This is a genomic window from Candidatus Sulfotelmatobacter sp. (assembly GCA_035498555.1).
GTDB lineage: Bacteria > Eisenbacteria > RBG-16-71-46 > RBG-16-71-46 > RBG-16-71-46 > DATKAB01.
In genome coordinates, this window is sequence record DATKAB010000095.1 from 1 (window position 1) to 14890 (window position 14890).

Sequence of the window (14890 nt, forward strand, 5' to 3'; positions counted from 1 at the left end):
GCGCTCGCGCGCAGGTGTTCGACCTCGCGCTTGAGGCGCGAGTGCTCCAGCGCGCGCTCCAGCACGACGCCGAGGTGATCGAGGTCGGGCGGCTTGAGCATGAAGTCGTACGCGCCCATCTTGATCGCGCGCACCGCGTGCTCCACGGTGCCGTGCCCGGTGAGCATGATCACCGGCCGGTCGGGATCGTCCTCGCGCAGCCGCTTGAGGACCTGCATGCCGTCTTCGTCGCCCAGCTTCAGGTCGAGCAGGACGACGTCGGCGGCGCGCTCGCGCACGCGCTCCATCGCCTCGCGGCCGCTCGCCGCCTCGATGGGCTGCAGGCCCGCGTCGCGTGCCCACTCGCCGATGCTGAAGCGCAGCGAGCGCTCGTCATCCACGATGAGCAGCGTGTGCGTGGTCTGGGTGCGCGTGGAACTGTCGCCTTTCACCATGTCGTTTCTCCAGCGGGAATCCCAGCAGCACCGTGGTTCCGCGTCCTTCGCGGCTGGCCACTTCGATGGTGCCGCCATGCTCCTGCATGATGGTTTGCGAGATGGAAAGCCCGAGCCCGGTGCCCTGCGGCTTGGTGGTGAAGAACGGATCGAACAACTTGCCGAGCACGCCGCGTGGCATTCCGGTGCCGGTGTCGCTGATCCGCACCTGCTGGTAGCGCAGCCAGCGCGGCGCATCCCGCGCGCGAGCTGCGGGGGGATCGCCGGCGCGCCGGCCCGGTCCGCGCTGCGGCGTGCGCCGGCGCGCCAGTCGCACCTCGTAGCGCAGCGTTCCGCCCTGCGGCATGGCCTGCACGGCATTGAGCGTCACGTTCAGCAGCACCTGCAGGATGAGATCGGCGTCGATGAAGACCGGCGCGAGGCGCGCACCGCCCGTCACCTCGACCCGGATTCCGGCCTGCCGGACGGCCTCGCCGCTCAGCTCGAGCGCGCGATGGATCAGGGGCTCCAGGCGTCCGGCCGACAGCTGGGGCGTGCGCGGCCGGGCGTACTGCAGCAGACTTCCGACGATGCGGTCGAGACGGCCGACTTCCTCGAGGATCACCCTCACGAAACGCGCGCGCTCGTCGCGCGGTTCGAATCGCCGCAGCAACACCTGCGCGCTGGTGCCGATTCCCGCGAGTGGATTTCGGATTTCGTGAGCCACGCCGGCCGCGAGCTGACCGAGCGTCGCCAGGCGCTCGTTCCGGCGCAGTTCGTCGCGCATCCGCCGCGGCTGAGTGAGGTCTCGCAGGATCAACAGCAGCGCTCCGCCGGGAAGCCGGCGACTGCGCCACAGCACCGGCAGCTCTCCCCCGTTCGGGGCCGCGAGCACGGTCTCGTGCTCGACGCGGCGCGCGGCGCTCGCCTCGCGGACCAGCTCCTCCCCCGGCACGATCGAGCCCAGCAGCACGGCGGCCGACTTTCCGGCCACTCGCCGGGCGGGCACGCCGAGCAGGCGTGCCGCGGCGGGATTGGCGCGCAGTACCTTGCCGCGCGCGTCGAGCAGCAGCGCCGCGGCGTCGGTGTCTTCGAACAGCGCATCCGCCAGCGCGGCTGCCTCGGCGGGACGCGGGCGGTTCGAGCGCGCGGCGCTCATGATCTCAGGCGGGACCACGGGAGAACTCGACTCGGCCGCCCGCCCCCGCATCCTGCGGGAAATGGGGAGTCTCGATCCATGAGCCGCGGAGTATCGCAGACCGCCCCGCCCTGACCAAGCGCCGGCGCAACTTTCGTCGCGGAAACGGAGCCGCGGAGGCTCGAGGGCAAGTCGCACCGCCCCTCCGAGCGGGGCCGTACGGAGCCCGATGTACTTCATACCCATCTTTGCCGCGTTTGCTCCGCAGTACCTGTGGATATTCCGAAGCGTGGTGGGCCGGTGGGACTCTCGCCGCGATGCCGGCGAGCTCGTCGAAGGCCGATGGCGCGCGAATCAGCTTCTGCCACCGCTACGAAGCGCGCGCCGCGCGTTGCGCGAGCGTTGCACGGGGTCGAGCTCAGGGGCGGCGCATGCGCTTCAACACCGCGTCCGCGAGTCGGGAACGGATGTCCTCGCGGTCGTAGAAGCCCGCGGCGATACGCTCACGCGCGGCGCGGATCTTCTCCCAGCGCAGCAGACGGCCCTCGACCAATTGGAGTTTGGGAGGCCCGGGGCTTGCCGGTTGAGTCGGAGAAGCGGGGGGTGAACGGCGGCTACGAGCCACCGCTTTCCTTTCGCGGCTCCGAACGCGGCGGGTTCGGCTCCGGCGGGGATTCGGGCTTCCAGTGCTGGGCGCGCCGGTTCTCTTCCTGGATTCGGGCATAGATCTCCTCCCGGTGCACCTTCACCTCGGGGGGCGCCTCGATGCCCAGCTTCACCTGGCCCGAGCGCACTTCGAGGACGGTGATCTTGACCGAATCCCCGATGCGAATGTTCTCGCCTAACTTCCGTGTTAGGACCAGCATTCTGAAGCTTCCTCCGCTTCACCGCCGCTCCGGGTCCCCGGAGCAGACATGAAGCCTATCGGCAAGAGTGCTCAGCGACTTAAGCGACACCCACCCGCGAGTCTCGGATGACATGTCGAGTGACGTCGTCCCGGTCGAGTGCGGTCAACGTGGGCGAGCGCGAACGCGATCGGCCGCGAGCACGCGCGCCCAACCCCTTCTCCGCCCAAGCGGTGCGGCCGTCATCGGAGAAAGCAGCATAGCCGTGACCGTGCGCGGCTCCAAGCACCGTTTGGTGCCACGTCAGGCTTGACTCCGTTGGTTGTGCGGCGAAGAATGTTGATGGCCTCCTGCGGGCCGGAATTCGTGAGAAACCGGAACGAATTTTCAAGGACTTAGCGGCCCGAATCCCCCCATCAACAATCTGCGCCGCACAACCGACTCGGTTGCGGCTGCTGCTTCGCCGGGGGCGGCGGACCGGCGAGGGCCGATGCGAAGAATCTACTCGTGGACTCCGGCGTTAATGATTGTGGTGACTGCCGCTCTGGTGTGGACGGCCACCGGCCTCCCGGAGCGCGCCTACACGGGATTCGTCCTGCGGGGAGACCGGGTCGAGGTGGTGGATCCGGGAAGTCCCGCGGCCCGCGCGGGGCTCTCCCCCGGCGATCGTCTGCTTCCGGCCGGCAAGCGAATCTGGGCGGCCCCCAGCGCCGGAGTGCTCACCGCGGGACTCGAGCTGGGCGTTCCGGCCACGTGGTGGGTCGAGAGATCCGGCGTGCGGCGCTGGATCCAGCTGATTCCCGAACCGCCGCCTCGCGCCAGCCGCCGACTCGTCGCCCAGCTCTTCATGGTCGCTTGCGGCTTCCTCCTGCTCGCAAGCGTGGTGTGGGCCGAGCGCCGCGATCCGCTCACTCGTTCCTTCGTGCTCCTTTGTCTCGCATTCGCGATGCTGGTGGCACCGATGCCGCAGTGGCGCGATCCGCGCGCGGCGCTGCTCTACGAAGCGGGCTACTCGGGGATCACCCTGTTCCTGCCCGCGCTCTTCATCCATTTCTTCGCCCTGTTCCCGGAGGGCGCGCGACCGCTGGGCCGGCTTGGTGCGGGCGTCGCGATTGGCTACTTCCTCGCCTCGCTGCTCTTCGCTCTGACCCTGGGCACGCTGCTGATGGGCGCCGCCTCCGCCGCCGCGATCGAGTCGGCCAGCGGGATCCTCGATGCGAGCTCGGCGATCTGGTTTGCCGCCGGACTGCTGCTCGCGGTCGCGCTGTTCGTGCGCTCGTTCGGCGCGACGCGCGATCGTGACTCGCGCCGGCGCCTGCGTGTCGCGCTGTTCGGCACGCTGCTGGGCGTCACGCCGCTCGCCACGGTGACGCTGGTGCGCAATCTCTCGCCGGTGACGGAACTGCCCGGCGAGCGTCTCGCCGTGCTGCTCACGCTGCTGGTGCCGGCCTCGTTCGCCTGGGCGATCCTCGTCCACCGCCTGTTCGACGTCCGCGTCGCGTTGCGCGCCGCCGCGGTGGTGGGCGCGTTGGCGCTCGGCGGCGTGGTGACGCTGGTGGCCGCCGATCTGCTGGAGCAGAGCCGCGGGCGTGCGTTCGCGGACGACGTGACTTCCGGAGCGCTGGTGGTCATGGCGCTCGGCGGTCTGCTGGCCGGAAGCCTCGGCGAGCTGGTGCGACCACGCGGCGCGCCCCTGCTGCCCGCCGCCGATCTCGCCGCCTCGACCACCGGACTTGCCGAGCCGGGCGCGGTCCGATCACGGGAATCGCTGCTCCAGTCGACCTGCGAGGCGCTGGCCGAGGACCTGCGGCTCTCGGGCTGCGCGGCGCTCGCGCTCGAGGAGAGCCGGCCGCGCTGGCTGGCGCACTCCGGCTCGCTCCAGCCCTCGCCACTCTCCGAACGCTTCGCGCTCGCCCTGTCGGCGGGCGAGGGCGTCGCCGCCATCCACGACCTGCCGTTCGAGCCGGCCGATCGCGACCGGCTCGACCAGTTGGCGGTGGGCTGGCTGCTGCCGGTCGGCGAGCCGATCCGCCACGCGTTGCTGCTGGGCCGACGGCTGGCGGGTTCGTGGCTTGGGCGGCACGAGATCCGCGAGCTGACCCGCTTCACCTCGCATCTCGGCACCGCGCTCGAGAACCTGGACCTCCGGCGCGAGGCCTCGAGCCACGTGGCGCTGGATCGGGAGCTGCGGGAGGCCGGCGCGATTCAGGCACACTTTCTGCCGAGGCGCGCGCCCTCGTTTCCGACGCTCGATTGCGCGGCGGCGGCGCTGTCGAGCGAGAAGGTGGGCGGCGACTACTACGATTTTGTCGAGAACGGGGACCGCGACTTCACCCTGGCGGTCGGCGACGCGGCTGGTAAGGGGGTACCGGCGGCGCTGCTGCTGGCCGGAGTCCAGGCGCGTTTCCGCAGCGAGGCACGGCGGGGCCTCCGACCGAGCGCCCTCCTCGCCGCGATCAATCGCCAGCTGCTGCAGCACGAGCAACCGGAGAAGTTCGTGGGATTGCTGTGCGCGCACGTCGACGTGCGCCGCGCCCGCATCGGGTTCGCGAATGCCGGACTGACGCCTCCGCTGGTGCGCCGACGCGACGGGAGCTTCGAGGAGCTGACCGCCGGCGGCGTGTTGCTCGGCGTGAGGCCCGACGCCGCCTACGCCGACGCCTGGATCGAGCTCGCGGCCGGGGACGTCGTGCTGCTCTACACCGACGGGCTGACCGAGGCTCGCCGGGGCGAGGAGCTGTTCGGCATCGAGCGCGTGCGCGACTGTCTGGCCGCGTTCGCGCGGCGGCGGGCTTCGGACATCCTGGCGGCGTTGCTCACCGAGGTTCGGGCGTTCGCCGATCGGCCCCTCGACGACCTGACGGTGGTGGTCCTGCGCCAGCTGTCCGAGCCGATCGGCGCACGGGCCCGAAGCGCCTGAATCGGCCGTTTCCGCCCGGCAACATTCCCCTCAAGTCCTTTTCGACATCGGCCGATGAGTCGAGGTGAGGCGACAGGAAGTCTCCTCCCCCGCCCGCGCTGCCAACCCGCGGGCGGCCGATCGGAACGGTTGACCACGTGCCGCGGAACATCGCGTCGCGCGCCTGCCCGTCTGGAGGTGGACCGTGGAAGTCGGCCTGACTGTGCTGCTTCTCGATCTGCTCTGGTGGATCCGCCGCTAGGCGGGGCGACCGGGACAGAGGCGCGCGGTTCGGGGACGTTCTCGGGCCGCGCTCAAACCAGAGCGCCAACCAGCTCGCGCGCGAGTTCGCCCACGCGCTGGGCGGCGCCGTGGTCGGGATTCTCGGCCACGCGGCGCATGAACGCGGCGCCGACCGCCAGAGCATCGGCGATCCCGCGGTAGCGACGCGCCTGCTCGGCATTGCCGATGCCGAAGCCCACCACGATCGGGAGGGACGTGATCCCGCGCAGCGCGCGCACGCGCTCCTCGATCGGCGTGGACTCGCCGGCGGAGCCGCCGGTGACGCCGGTGCGCGCCAGGCAGTAGAGGAAACCGCGCGAGCGCGCGGCCAGTGTGGCCGCCCGCTCCGGGGGCGTGGTCGGCGCCACCAGCACCACGGTGTCGAGCGATGCGGCGTCGAAGGCGCTCCACATTTCGGGCGCCTCCTCGGGCGGCAGGTCCGAAATCAGCACGCCGTCCACGCCCGCTTCCGCGGCCTGGCGCGCGAATTTCTCGGGCCCGTGACGCAGCACGGGATTCATGTAGGTCATGATCACCACCGGAATCGACGAGGTCTTCCGCAGCTCGCGCACCAGCGCGATCGTCTCGGGAGCGCCGACTCCGGAACGGAGCGCCCATTCCGACGCGCGCTGGATGTCGGGACCGTCGGCGATCGGGTCCGAGAATGGGATGCCGATCTCGACCACGGCAGCGCCGGCCGCCTCGACCTCGCGAAGCGCCGAGAGCGACTCGGCGATCGACGGATAACCGGCGGTCAGGTAGGGAATCAGCGCGGTCGGCCGGGCGTGACGGCGAATCGCGGCCGAGATCCGTCGTTCGGAAACCACTGGGGAGTGAGGAAACCGGGCGCTACCAGCCCCAGCCGTAATAGGGATTGACCTGGAGCGGTGAGCGCACGTTCTGGAACGAGAACGAGAACACGCTGTTCTTCGTCGGCTGGAAGCCGAAGCGAATCCCCTCGAGGAACATCGACGATCCGCTCACGGTGTTGGCACCCCAGGCATTTCCCACGCTGACGGAGAGCCAGGCCGGTCTCGCGAACTGGTAGGAGAAGTTGGTGACCTGGAGCGCGTTGGTCGAGCTTCCGCCGCCCCAGCCGCTCCCCACGCTCATGGTGGTCGACACGTGCAGGCGCGAGACGTCGAATCCCGACATCGGCGTGCCGAACGCCGAAACCGGCACCTGCGGCTGGAACCCGTTCAGTCCGGGGAACGCGTTCTGCGCCAGCGACGGAGACGTCGCGAGCGCCACAGCGAGACACGCGACCGCCAACGACCAGCGAGCCATCCGTGACATCCTCGAGCCCTCTAAAGGTTGAACCCGCGCCACCGGTTAGAACCCTATCACGAATCCGGTGAACGCGGGCTTCAAGAGGGCGTCAAGTCTATGTGGCTATTCTTCGACTTTGAGCACGATTCGCAGCACGATTTCGCGGGTTCCGCTCTTGGGCACGGTGATGGGGACGACCAGTGAAGCTGGTTCCTCATTGGCCGAGCGCGCTGGGGCCGGCGCTGGAGCCGGGGCAGCCGCACGAGCCGGCGCCGGGCGGGCGACCGGAGCGGGGTCCGGGGCGGCAACCGGCGCGGGACGCGGAGCCGGCGCGGCGGCGCGAGCCACCGGGGCGGGCGCGGGCGCTGGAGCGGGGCGCGTCGCCGCGGCGTTCAGATCGATCTCGCGTCCGTAGTCGACCGCTCCGGCGCTCATCTCGGCGAGCTGCGCTTCGCGGGCCTCCTTGGCCATGATGTGGGCGGGCGCGGACGGCGCCGGCGCCGGTCGCGCGGGTTGCGGCGCGCCGCCGTCCTCGGCGCCCTTCGCCGGGCTGCCGGCCATGCTGGTGCGGCGAAGATCGCGAGTCACCTTCTCCATCAGCAGGTGCGAGATCCCGCGGAAGGTCTCGAACACGCCCTTGCCGTCCTTGGCCACCGCCTCGAAGAACGGAACCTTGCCGCCCGGATTCAGCTCGGCGTTCAACTCCTCGAGGGTGTAGACGTTGGGAAGGTCGCGCTTGTTGTACTGGATCACCCACGACATCTGGTCCAGGTTGACGCCGTACTCGGACAGATTCGCGCGCAGATTGGAGAGACTCTCCTTGTTCTCTTCCATCTTGCCGACTTCGCTGTCGGCCACGAACACGATCGCGTCGGCGCCCTTGAGCACGAGCTTGCGGGTCGCGTTGTAGAACACCTGGCCGGGAACGGTGTAGAGCAGGAAGCGGGTCTTGAAGCCCATGATCTCGCCGAGATCGAGTGGCAGCAGATCGAAGAACAGCGTGCGATCCGACTGCGTCTTCATGCTCACCATCTTGCCGCGGCTGCTCTCGGGCACCGCCTCGTAGATGGATTCGAGATTGGTGGTCTTGCCGCTCAGGCCGGCACCGTAGTACACCAGCTTGGCGTTGATCTCCTTGCCTGAATAGCTGACGACGACCACGGTCAGACCCTCCTTGTGCGACCCCACCCTGTCGCGGGACGTGACCCCACGGAGCCCCTTGCCGCCCTTTCTCCACGGGCATCCCGAGGGTGATGCGAGCCGTCCTCCTGCTCCTCCGAGAGAAGCACGCTACCCGAACGATCCGCACGCACCGGATGGGGTCGCGAACTCGAGCGCGGTCGGATCCTCCGGCCGCGAAGCTCGCGCGCGCCCCTGCCAAGGCGTTGCTGCGGGCGCTTGCTGTCAATGCGCTTATCGGCCGGGCTCAATCCGGGCTTGAAGGAAATCCACCCGCGCGGAGCGGGGACGGGCCCCGGGGTCGCCGATCGGCGCCGGCCGGGCTGGCGGCGGGCGCCGCCCTCCCTGTAGGCTTCCGGCCTCTTTCCGAAAGCCGCGAGCCCTGACCTCGATCCGTAACGAACTCCGCGTCGAAACCCCGCGCCTGCATGCGGGTCTGGCGGTCATCGCCCTGGCCGCACTCGCCTGGGCGGTGGTCGCGGCCTTCTTCCACCCGATCGGCGACTCCTACACCGAGAATGACTTCTACGGGGGCTACGCCGCCGGGGCGGCGGCCCTCCGGCACGGCGTGCTCGATCCGCACCGCTATGCGGCCTACGGACCGGTCTACGAGCTGACCCTGGCGCTGGCTCAGGGCCCGGGCTGGGATGCCTTCGCCTGCGCCAAGTTCCTGTCGGTGCTCGCCGCGGCCGGGACTCTCTTCTGCTGGCTGGCGATGCTGGCGCCGCTTCTCGGCTCGCTCGGGGCGGCGCTCGCCATTCTGTTCGTGGCGGTGACGCCCGTGTTCACGCGATACGCATATGCCGCCACCACCGACATGCTCGCCACCTTCCTGGCTTCGCTGGCGATCGCGCTGCGGCTGAGGCGCTCGGGCGCGGGTGCAAGCGTCGCGGCTGGCGCGATCGCGGCGCTCGCGACGCTGACGCGCTATCAGATGATCTTCGTGGCGTTGGCGGGGTTGTCTCCGCTGTTCGCTCGACCGGGAGCTCTCCGCGAGCGCGGCGCGTGGCGCGAGGTCGCGGAGTTCGGCGCCGGCTTCCTCGCGCTGTTCGCCCCATGGACCTGGTTCGCGTGCGCGCACGGTGCACCGCCGGCCGCGGCGCTCTATCAGCACTACGGCTTCTACGCGTCGAGTGACGCGAGCCGCAACTATCAGGACGCGGCCGGCAGCGCGCCCGAGTCGCTCGGCTGGGATGCGGCCTCGAGTTTCGCGCGGGTCGCCTCCAGCGATCCGCTCGCCCTGCTCAAGCTCTGGGCAGGGCGCGCCGTCGAGCACCTGTGGCTCGACGCGCGAATCCTGGTGGGACCGTGGCTCGGCGCGCTGGCGCTCGCCGGAATTCTGCTGTGGCCGCTCGTGCGGCGAGGGCGCGGCATCGGCGCGATCGCCGCACTCGGTCTGATCGCGCATCTCACCCTGGTTCCGGTGTTCTACTCTCACCGGTATCGCCTGCCGCTGATCCCATTCGAGTGCGCCCTGGCCGCCGCGGCCTTGCTGTGGCTGGGGTCGCGGGGCCCGCGCGCCCGAACGGCGGCCGCGGTGCTGGCCCTGATCGCGATCGTGACGCTCACCGCGCGCAACGTCGCCGCCCAGCGCGAACTCTATCTCGAGCTGCCGCGCGACGTGCTGGCGCTCGCGCCGCGCCTGCGCAGAGAGCCGGACACCCTGCGCGTGGTGAGCCGGCGAGGCCACATCGGCTACTACACGGGCCGGCTGATCACGCCGTTCCCCCGCGTCCAACGGCTCCCGGAGCTGGCGGCCGCGGCGCGCGCGGGCGGCGCGGGATACCTCTACTTCTCGTGGTACGAGGCGCGACTGCGACCCGAGTTCCTCTATCTGCTCGACACCACCGCCACCGTTCCCGGGCTCGAGCGCCTGGCCACCTGCGAACAGCCGCCGGCGATCCTCTATCGGCTCGGCCCGGAGTTCGGAAAGGAGCCCGAGTGGCTGATGGATTCCTACCAGCGACGAGTCCACGAGTCGCGCGCCGCGATCCGCATCTATCCCGACGCCGACGCCGCCCCGGCGCGAGCAGTGCTGGCGGCCGACACGCTCCTCCACGGGCACGCTCGCGCCGCGCTGGCCATGGCACGTGAGGCCCGCGGTGCGCGGCCCGACCTGGCCCTGGCGTGGCGCGTGGAAGGGGCGGCGCTCCAGCTGCTCGGCGATTCGCTGGGGGCGCGAGCGGCGCTCGATCGGGCCGCGCGCGCCGCGCGCGAGGACACGCTCCCGTCCGGCGCCGCCCGATCGAGCGGCGAACCGCCGTTCAGGCGCTGACCGCGGACAGCTCCCGGAACAGCCAGATCCCCTGGCGCTCGCGCACCTGGGTCTGGAGCCGCTCGCCCGGATTCGTATAGTGGGCGAGGAAGATCGGTTTCAGCTTCGGGCACTCGTCGGTACGGAAGTAGCGGCAGGCGCGAGTGAACATCTCGTCGCGATTGGAGTACACGAATGCCGTCACCTCGGTCACGCGTTCGAACTGCTGCTCGCTGTAGGCGGTCTCCGGCGAGTCCTCCATGTCCAGCCACAACGACGCTCGCGGCTGGACCACCTCGAACTCGTGCTTGTGGGTCATCAGGTATTCCCACAGCCCGAAGATCTCGAGTGGAATGAACCGGGGTGAGCCTGCGTCCTTCGAGCCCGGCGTGCGAATGTGGCAGCGCACCAGCTTCTGACTGGCCATGATCAGGTCCCTCTGTTCGTCCGGACGCGGTGCTTCGCGAACGATGCGGCGCATCGTAGGTCCGGCTCACCCTCGGGTCAACGATCCGCTCGCGAGCTCCGTCGCGAGTCGGACCCCGGCCGGTGCTTGACAGGGTTTCGGGCCGGGCCGTAGCTTGCCCGGGACTCCCCGAAGCACCCGATCGCTCCGGAAAGGAGTAGAGATCAGGATGTCTCGACTCGTCTATGGGTGGCTGACGGCTTTCATCGCCGGAATGCCGATGCGGCTCGGATACTTCATCGCCGATCTCCTGACCGGGATTCACTGGGCCTTCTTCCCCGCCCGCCGGCACGCCGCGCTCGCCAATCTCGCCCAGATCCGCCCCACCGCCAGCCGGCGGGAGCGGGCAGCTCTCGCGCGCTCCATGATGCGGTCCTACAACCGGATGATGTTCGAGTTCTTCCGGCTGCCCCACCTCTCCCGCGAGGAGCTGCTCGGCTCGGTCGAGGTTAGCGGCCGCGAGCACCTCGAGGAAGCCGTCGCCCGCGGCCGTGGCGTGATCCTGTGCTGCTCGCACATCGGCAACTGGGAACTGGCGGCCGTGGTGCTCGCGCACTGGGGATATACGGTGACGGCGGTGGCGGGCGTCCAGCTCAACCGCTGGCTGACCCCGGCGGTGCGCGAGACCCGCGCCGAGCTCGCCATCCACACCGTGGCGCCCGAGGACGGGTTCCGCAAGCTCCTGCGGGCGATCGAGCGCAACGAGATGATCGCGCTGATGGTGGACGGCGACATCTACAGCCACGGCATTCCGGTCGAGATGTTCGGCCGCGAGACACGCTTTCCCGCCGGTCCCGGAACGCTCGCCCAGCGAACCGGCGCGCTCATCATCAGCGGCTACTGCGAGCGCGTACGGCCCGGACGCTTCCGGGTCGTCATCGAGCCGGCGCTGGATCCGGCGGCCTACCCGACCACCGCGGCGCTGCACGCGGCGGTGGCCTCGCTCACCGAGAAGCACATCCGCAGCCACCTCGATCAATGGTGCATCTTCCGGCCGCTGTGGGAGCCGGTGCCCGCCGAGGCGGGCGAGACCGCGGGTGAACCGGGGAGCGTGCGCGCGTGAAGGTCGGAATCGTTTCCCAGTCCTACTATCCGCGCTACGGCGGCGTCACCGAACACGTCCATCACACCGCAGTCGAGCTGCGCCGCCGCGGTCACGACGTGACCATCATCACCAGCCGATTCCGCGAGGGCGAGGCCGGGCTGCCGGACGTGGAACGCATCGGCATGAACGTACTGGTGCCGTTCAATCGGGCCTTCGTGGATCTCACCGTGGGCTGGAACCTGAGGCGGGATCTCGAGCGCGTGTTGCGCGCGCACGATTTCGATCTGCTCCACGTCCACTGCCCCACCGCGCCCACCCTGCCGATCCTGGCGATCGAAAGCGCAACCTGCCCGTTGGTGGGAACGTTTCACACCACCAGCGGACGCAGCGCGCTGATGGATTTCTTCAAGCCGCGCCTCACCCGTTGCGTCGAGAAGCTCACGGCTCGCGTGGCGGTTTCGAGGACCGCGCGGCAATCCGCCGAGCTCTATTTTCCAGGCACGTACGAACTGATTCCGAATGGCGTGGACGTCGAGCGCTTTCACGGCGCGATCGAACCGTTCGGGGAATGGCGCGATCCCGATCGCGTGAACCTGCTGTTCGTCGGCCGGCTCGACCCGCGCAAGGGTCTGGACCTGTTGATCGCGGCCATGCCCCGGATCCTCGAGCGCACCGGCGGCCGCGCGCGCCTGCTGGTGGTCGGGGATTCGTATCTGCGCCCGAAGTTCGAGGCCTCGGTGGCGCCTTCGGCCCGCGCCCACGTCCATTTCCTCGGTCACGTGCCGAGCGCCGATCTGCCCCGCTGGTATGCGACCGGCGACATCTTCGTTTCGCCGGCCTCGGGCAACGAGAGTTTCGGCATCGTGCTGCTCGAGGCAATGGCGGCGGCGCGGCCGGTGGTGGCGAGCGACATTCCCGGCTACCGCTCGGTGGTGGTGCCCGACGTGAACGGCGTGCTGTTCCCGCCCGGAGACGTCGAGGCGCTGGCGCGCACCGTGTCGCGCCTCGCCGAAGATCCCGAGCGCCGCCTGCTGATGGCCGGCCGTGGCCGCGCGCGCGCGCTGGAATTCGCATGGCCGCGCGTCACCGATCGACTCGAGTCGGTGTACCGGGAGGCCCTCACTCGCCGCGCCGCGGTTCACACCGCGGCCTGATCGCGGCATGCAGACCGGGGCTCACCCCACGCCCCTGCTTCGCCAGCGCGACTTCGCGGCACTCTGGTGGGGCCAGTTCATCTCGATGCTGGGCGATCGCCTGACCTACCTGGCGCTCGGCGGCCTGCTCCTCGAACACACCCATCGCGGCACCGACAGCGACTACCCGGTGCTGCTGGCGATGCTCAACAACGTGATGGTCGCGCCGGTCCTGCTCTTCGCCCCGTTCACCGGCCCGTGGGTCGATCGCATGAACCTGAAGCGCGTGCTGGTGATCTCGGATCTCTGTCGCGCGCTGGTGGTGCTCGGGATTCCCTGGGCCTACACGATGGGCCAGCGCACGGGACCGACCTTCGCGCTGGTGTTCATCATGTTCACCTGCAACGTCCTGTTCCTGCCGGCGAAGAGCGCGCTCACTCCCGAAATCGTTCCGGCGGAGCAATTACTCGGCGCCAACTCCCTGCTGTCGGTGGCCGGGATCGCGGCCACGGTGGTGGGCGCGTTGTTCGGCGGCTACGTGGTGGATCACTTCGGCTGGCCGTTCGCCATGCGCCTCGATTCGCTGACCTACCTGGTGTCGGTGATCACTCTGGTTCTGGTCCGCTACTCCCCGGAGCGGCACGCGGCCCAGCGGCCCGAGGTCACCTGGGGCGGCTACCTGCGCGAGGTTGGCGAGGGCTGGGCGCTGATCCGGCGCCGCGCGCCGGTGGCGCTCGGGCTCGTGACGCTGGCCGCGGTCTGGGTGGGGGGCGGCTTCCTTCAGGTGGCCGGAAATCCCCACATCCAGCGGGCGGCGAGCGTTCCGGGCATGGAGCGCGTCGGCCTGCTGCTGGGCTCGCTCGGTCTCGGTGCGATGCTCGGTACGTGGTGGATCAACTCGCGCGGCAAGCATCTGCCGCGCCCGATGCTGCTCGGGGCGGGCTACATACTCGCAAGCGGCGCCCTGGTGGCGTTCGCGGTCAGCTCGCGCTTCGCGGTGTTCGCGATCGCCGCGCTGCTGGTCGGCGCCTTCATCGCGCCGGCGTTCGTGTTGTGCGAGACGCTGCTGCAGGAAGGCGTGGATCTTCACCAGCGCGGGCGCGTGTTCAGCGCGCGCGACTTCCTGATGCGGCTGGCGCTGCTGTTGAGCGGCCTCGCTGCCGCCTGGCTCACCCCGCTGGTGGGAACGCGCGACACGCTGCTCGTGTGTGCCGGATTGATCGCGGCGATCGGCATGCTCGCGCTGGTGTGGGGACGGAGCAATCCGGGGCTGATGAAGCTCTAGCGCTCGCCACCCGGGCGGGGATCAGCGCACGAGCGGCGCTCCCGGCTCCAGGTCGACGCCCCACTTCTCGCGCAGCGCGTGGCGAAACAGGCCGGGGTCGGCCCCGGGCCCCACGGTGCGGCGATAGGCTTCGTAGGCCTCGACGATGGCCTGGCCGTAACGCGTGAACAATTGTCCCTGAGCCCAGGCCTCGGCAATCCCGGCCCCGGCTTCGGGCCCGATGTGATCGAGCGCGAGGCGCGCGGCGTCGGCGGCGGTCAGGGGGCTCTCGGCGCTATCCGCGCCGGATTCGTCGGAGGAACTCGCCGGCGAGCCGACCGAGCGGTAGGCCGAATCCTCTCCTGCCGTTCGCTCGCGCTCGGTTGCCGGCGGAGCCGGTGCGGACGCTTGAGGCTCCGGCTCGAGGCGACGGGACCAGTCGGAGGGGTACGCGGGACCGCCGCCGAGCGCGGGCGCTTCGGTGGGCGGCGCTTCAACGGGGACCGCGGGCTCGACGGTGAATGCTTCGCGACAGCGCGGGCAGCGTACGCGCGCGCCGAGCGGTCCGAGCAGGGACTCGGGAAGGATGTAGCGGGTGCTGCAGTGAGGGCAGGTGACCTGCATCCCGAGACCACTCCATGGTCGATGGACTGCGGCGGGCCCGCCTTCCCGATCGGGGCGGGTCCCGGTCGATTATCGGCGG

General features: G+C 70.1%; 14 protein-coding genes. 5 read left to right on the plus strand and 9 right to left on the minus strand.

All coding sequences use genetic code 11. The annotated features are described in order from the left end of the window. From VMJ70_08820 to csrA, 4 genes are all read right to left on the minus strand, one after another. The coding region (locus VMJ70_08820; protein ID HTO91218.1) for a response regulator at nucleotides 1–434 on the minus strand (434 nt) is incomplete at its 3' end. Beyond that, nucleotides 373–1590 carry an ATP-binding protein gene (locus tag VMJ70_08825; GenBank protein HTO91219.1) on the minus strand — a complete coding sequence of 406 codons (1218 nt, stop codon included), beginning with the start codon at nucleotides 1588–1590 and terminating at the stop codon, nucleotides 373–375. The genes VMJ70_08820 and VMJ70_08825, both read right to left, overlap by 62 nt. 379 nt (nucleotides 1591–1969) lie before the next feature. Then, on the minus strand, nucleotides 1970–2104 hold the full coding sequence (locus VMJ70_08830) for a hypothetical protein (protein HTO91220.1): 135 nt from the start codon (nucleotides 2102–2104) through the stop codon (nucleotides 1970–1972). Between the two features lie 61 nt (nucleotides 2105–2165). Then, nucleotides 2166–2417, minus strand: coding sequence for a carbon storage regulator CsrA (csrA, locus tag VMJ70_08835; GenBank protein HTO91221.1), 252 nt, complete (start codon nucleotides 2415–2417; stop codon nucleotides 2166–2168). Nucleotides 2418–2886: 469 nt separating this feature from the next. On the opposite strand from csrA, the gene VMJ70_08840 reads away from it, so the two are divergent. Next, nucleotides 2887–5316, plus strand: a complete 2430-nt coding sequence (locus tag VMJ70_08840) for a SpoIIE family protein phosphatase (protein ID HTO91222.1) — start codon at nucleotides 2887–2889, stop codon at nucleotides 5314–5316. Between the two features lie 293 nt (nucleotides 5317–5609). Here the strand turns inward: VMJ70_08840 and trpA are convergent, their stop codons facing one another. From trpA to VMJ70_08855, 3 genes are all read right to left on the minus strand, one after another. Further along, nucleotides 5610–6404, minus strand: a complete 795-nt coding sequence (gene trpA / locus VMJ70_08845) for a tryptophan synthase subunit alpha (GenBank protein ID HTO91223.1) — start codon at nucleotides 6402–6404, stop codon at nucleotides 5610–5612. A 22-nt stretch (nucleotides 6405–6426) separates the two neighbouring features. Beyond that, nucleotides 6427–6864 carry a hypothetical protein gene (locus tag VMJ70_08850; GenBank protein ID HTO91224.1) on the minus strand — a complete coding sequence of 146 codons (438 nt, stop codon included), beginning with the start codon at nucleotides 6862–6864 and terminating at the stop codon, nucleotides 6427–6429. Nucleotides 6865–6969: 105 nt separating this feature from the next. After that, nucleotides 6970–8007: a GTPase domain-containing protein gene (locus VMJ70_08855; GenBank protein ID HTO91225.1), complete on the minus strand. Its 1038-nt coding sequence runs from the start codon at nucleotides 8005–8007 to the stop codon at nucleotides 6970–6972. 490 nt (nucleotides 8008–8497) lie between these two features. Between VMJ70_08855 and VMJ70_08860 the strand changes: the two genes are divergently transcribed. After that, the gene (locus VMJ70_08860) at nucleotides 8498–10300 is read left to right on the plus strand and encodes a glycosyltransferase family 39 protein (protein HTO91226.1); all 1803 of its coding nucleotides are present in this window, start codon (nucleotides 8498–8500) and stop codon (nucleotides 10298–10300) included. Here the strand turns inward: VMJ70_08860 and VMJ70_08865 are convergent. Continuing rightward, a complete protein-coding gene (locus VMJ70_08865) occupies nucleotides 10290–10706 on the minus strand; it encodes a hypothetical protein (protein HTO91227.1) in 417 nt (138 codons plus the stop codon). The genes VMJ70_08860 and VMJ70_08865 overlap by 11 nt on opposite strands. 208 nt (nucleotides 10707–10914) lie before the next feature. Here VMJ70_08865 and VMJ70_08870 point away from each other — a divergent pair, with 208 nt between their 5' ends. From VMJ70_08870 to VMJ70_08880, 3 genes are read left to right on the plus strand one after another with little or no spacing between them, the layout of a single operon-like run. Beyond that, on the plus strand, nucleotides 10915–11808 hold the full coding sequence (locus tag VMJ70_08870; GenBank protein HTO91228.1) for a lysophospholipid acyltransferase family protein: 894 nt from the start codon (nucleotides 10915–10917) through the stop codon (nucleotides 11806–11808). After that, nucleotides 11805–12944: a glycosyltransferase family 4 protein gene (locus VMJ70_08875; GenBank protein HTO91229.1), complete on the plus strand. Its 1140-nt coding sequence runs from the start codon at nucleotides 11805–11807 to the stop codon at nucleotides 12942–12944. Before VMJ70_08870 ends, VMJ70_08875 begins: the two co-directional genes overlap by 4 nt. A gap of 7 nt (nucleotides 12945–12951) precedes the next feature. Next, nucleotides 12952–14208 (plus strand): MFS transporter, encoded by a 1257-nt coding sequence (locus VMJ70_08880; GenBank protein ID HTO91230.1) that lies wholly within the window; start codon nucleotides 12952–12954, stop codon nucleotides 14206–14208. 21 nt (nucleotides 14209–14229) lie between these two features. On the opposite strand, the gene VMJ70_08885 is transcribed toward VMJ70_08880, so the two are convergent. Further along, nucleotides 14230–14811, minus strand: coding sequence for a zinc-ribbon domain-containing protein (locus VMJ70_08885; GenBank protein HTO91231.1), 582 nt, complete (start codon nucleotides 14809–14811; stop codon nucleotides 14230–14232). Nucleotides 14812–14890: the final 79 nt, after the last annotated feature.

Coding starts and splice junctions, on each gene's coding strand:
- VMJ70_08880 (HTO91230.1), top strand. CDS start 12,952: ATGCAGACCGGGGCTCACCCCACGCCCCTGCTTCGCCAGCGCGACTTC.
- VMJ70_08850 (HTO91224.1), bottom strand. CDS start 6,864: ATGGCTCGCTGGTCGTTGGCGGTCGCGTGTCTCGCTGTGGCGCTCGCG.
- VMJ70_08865 (HTO91227.1), bottom strand. CDS start 10,706: ATGGCCAGTCAGAAGCTGGTGCGCTGCCACATTCGCACGCCGGGCTCG.
- csrA (HTO91221.1), bottom strand. CDS start 2,417: ATGCTGGTCCTAACACGGAAGTTAGGCGAGAACATTCGCATCGGGGAT.
- VMJ70_08840 (HTO91222.1), top strand. CDS start 2,887: ATGCGAAGAATCTACTCGTGGACTCCGGCGTTAATGATTGTGGTGACT.
- VMJ70_08870 (HTO91228.1), top strand. CDS start 10,915: ATGTCTCGACTCGTCTATGGGTGGCTGACGGCTTTCATCGCCGGAATG.
- VMJ70_08885 (HTO91231.1), bottom strand. CDS start 14,811: ATGCAGGTCACCTGCCCTCACTGCAGCACCCGCTACATCCTTCCCGAG.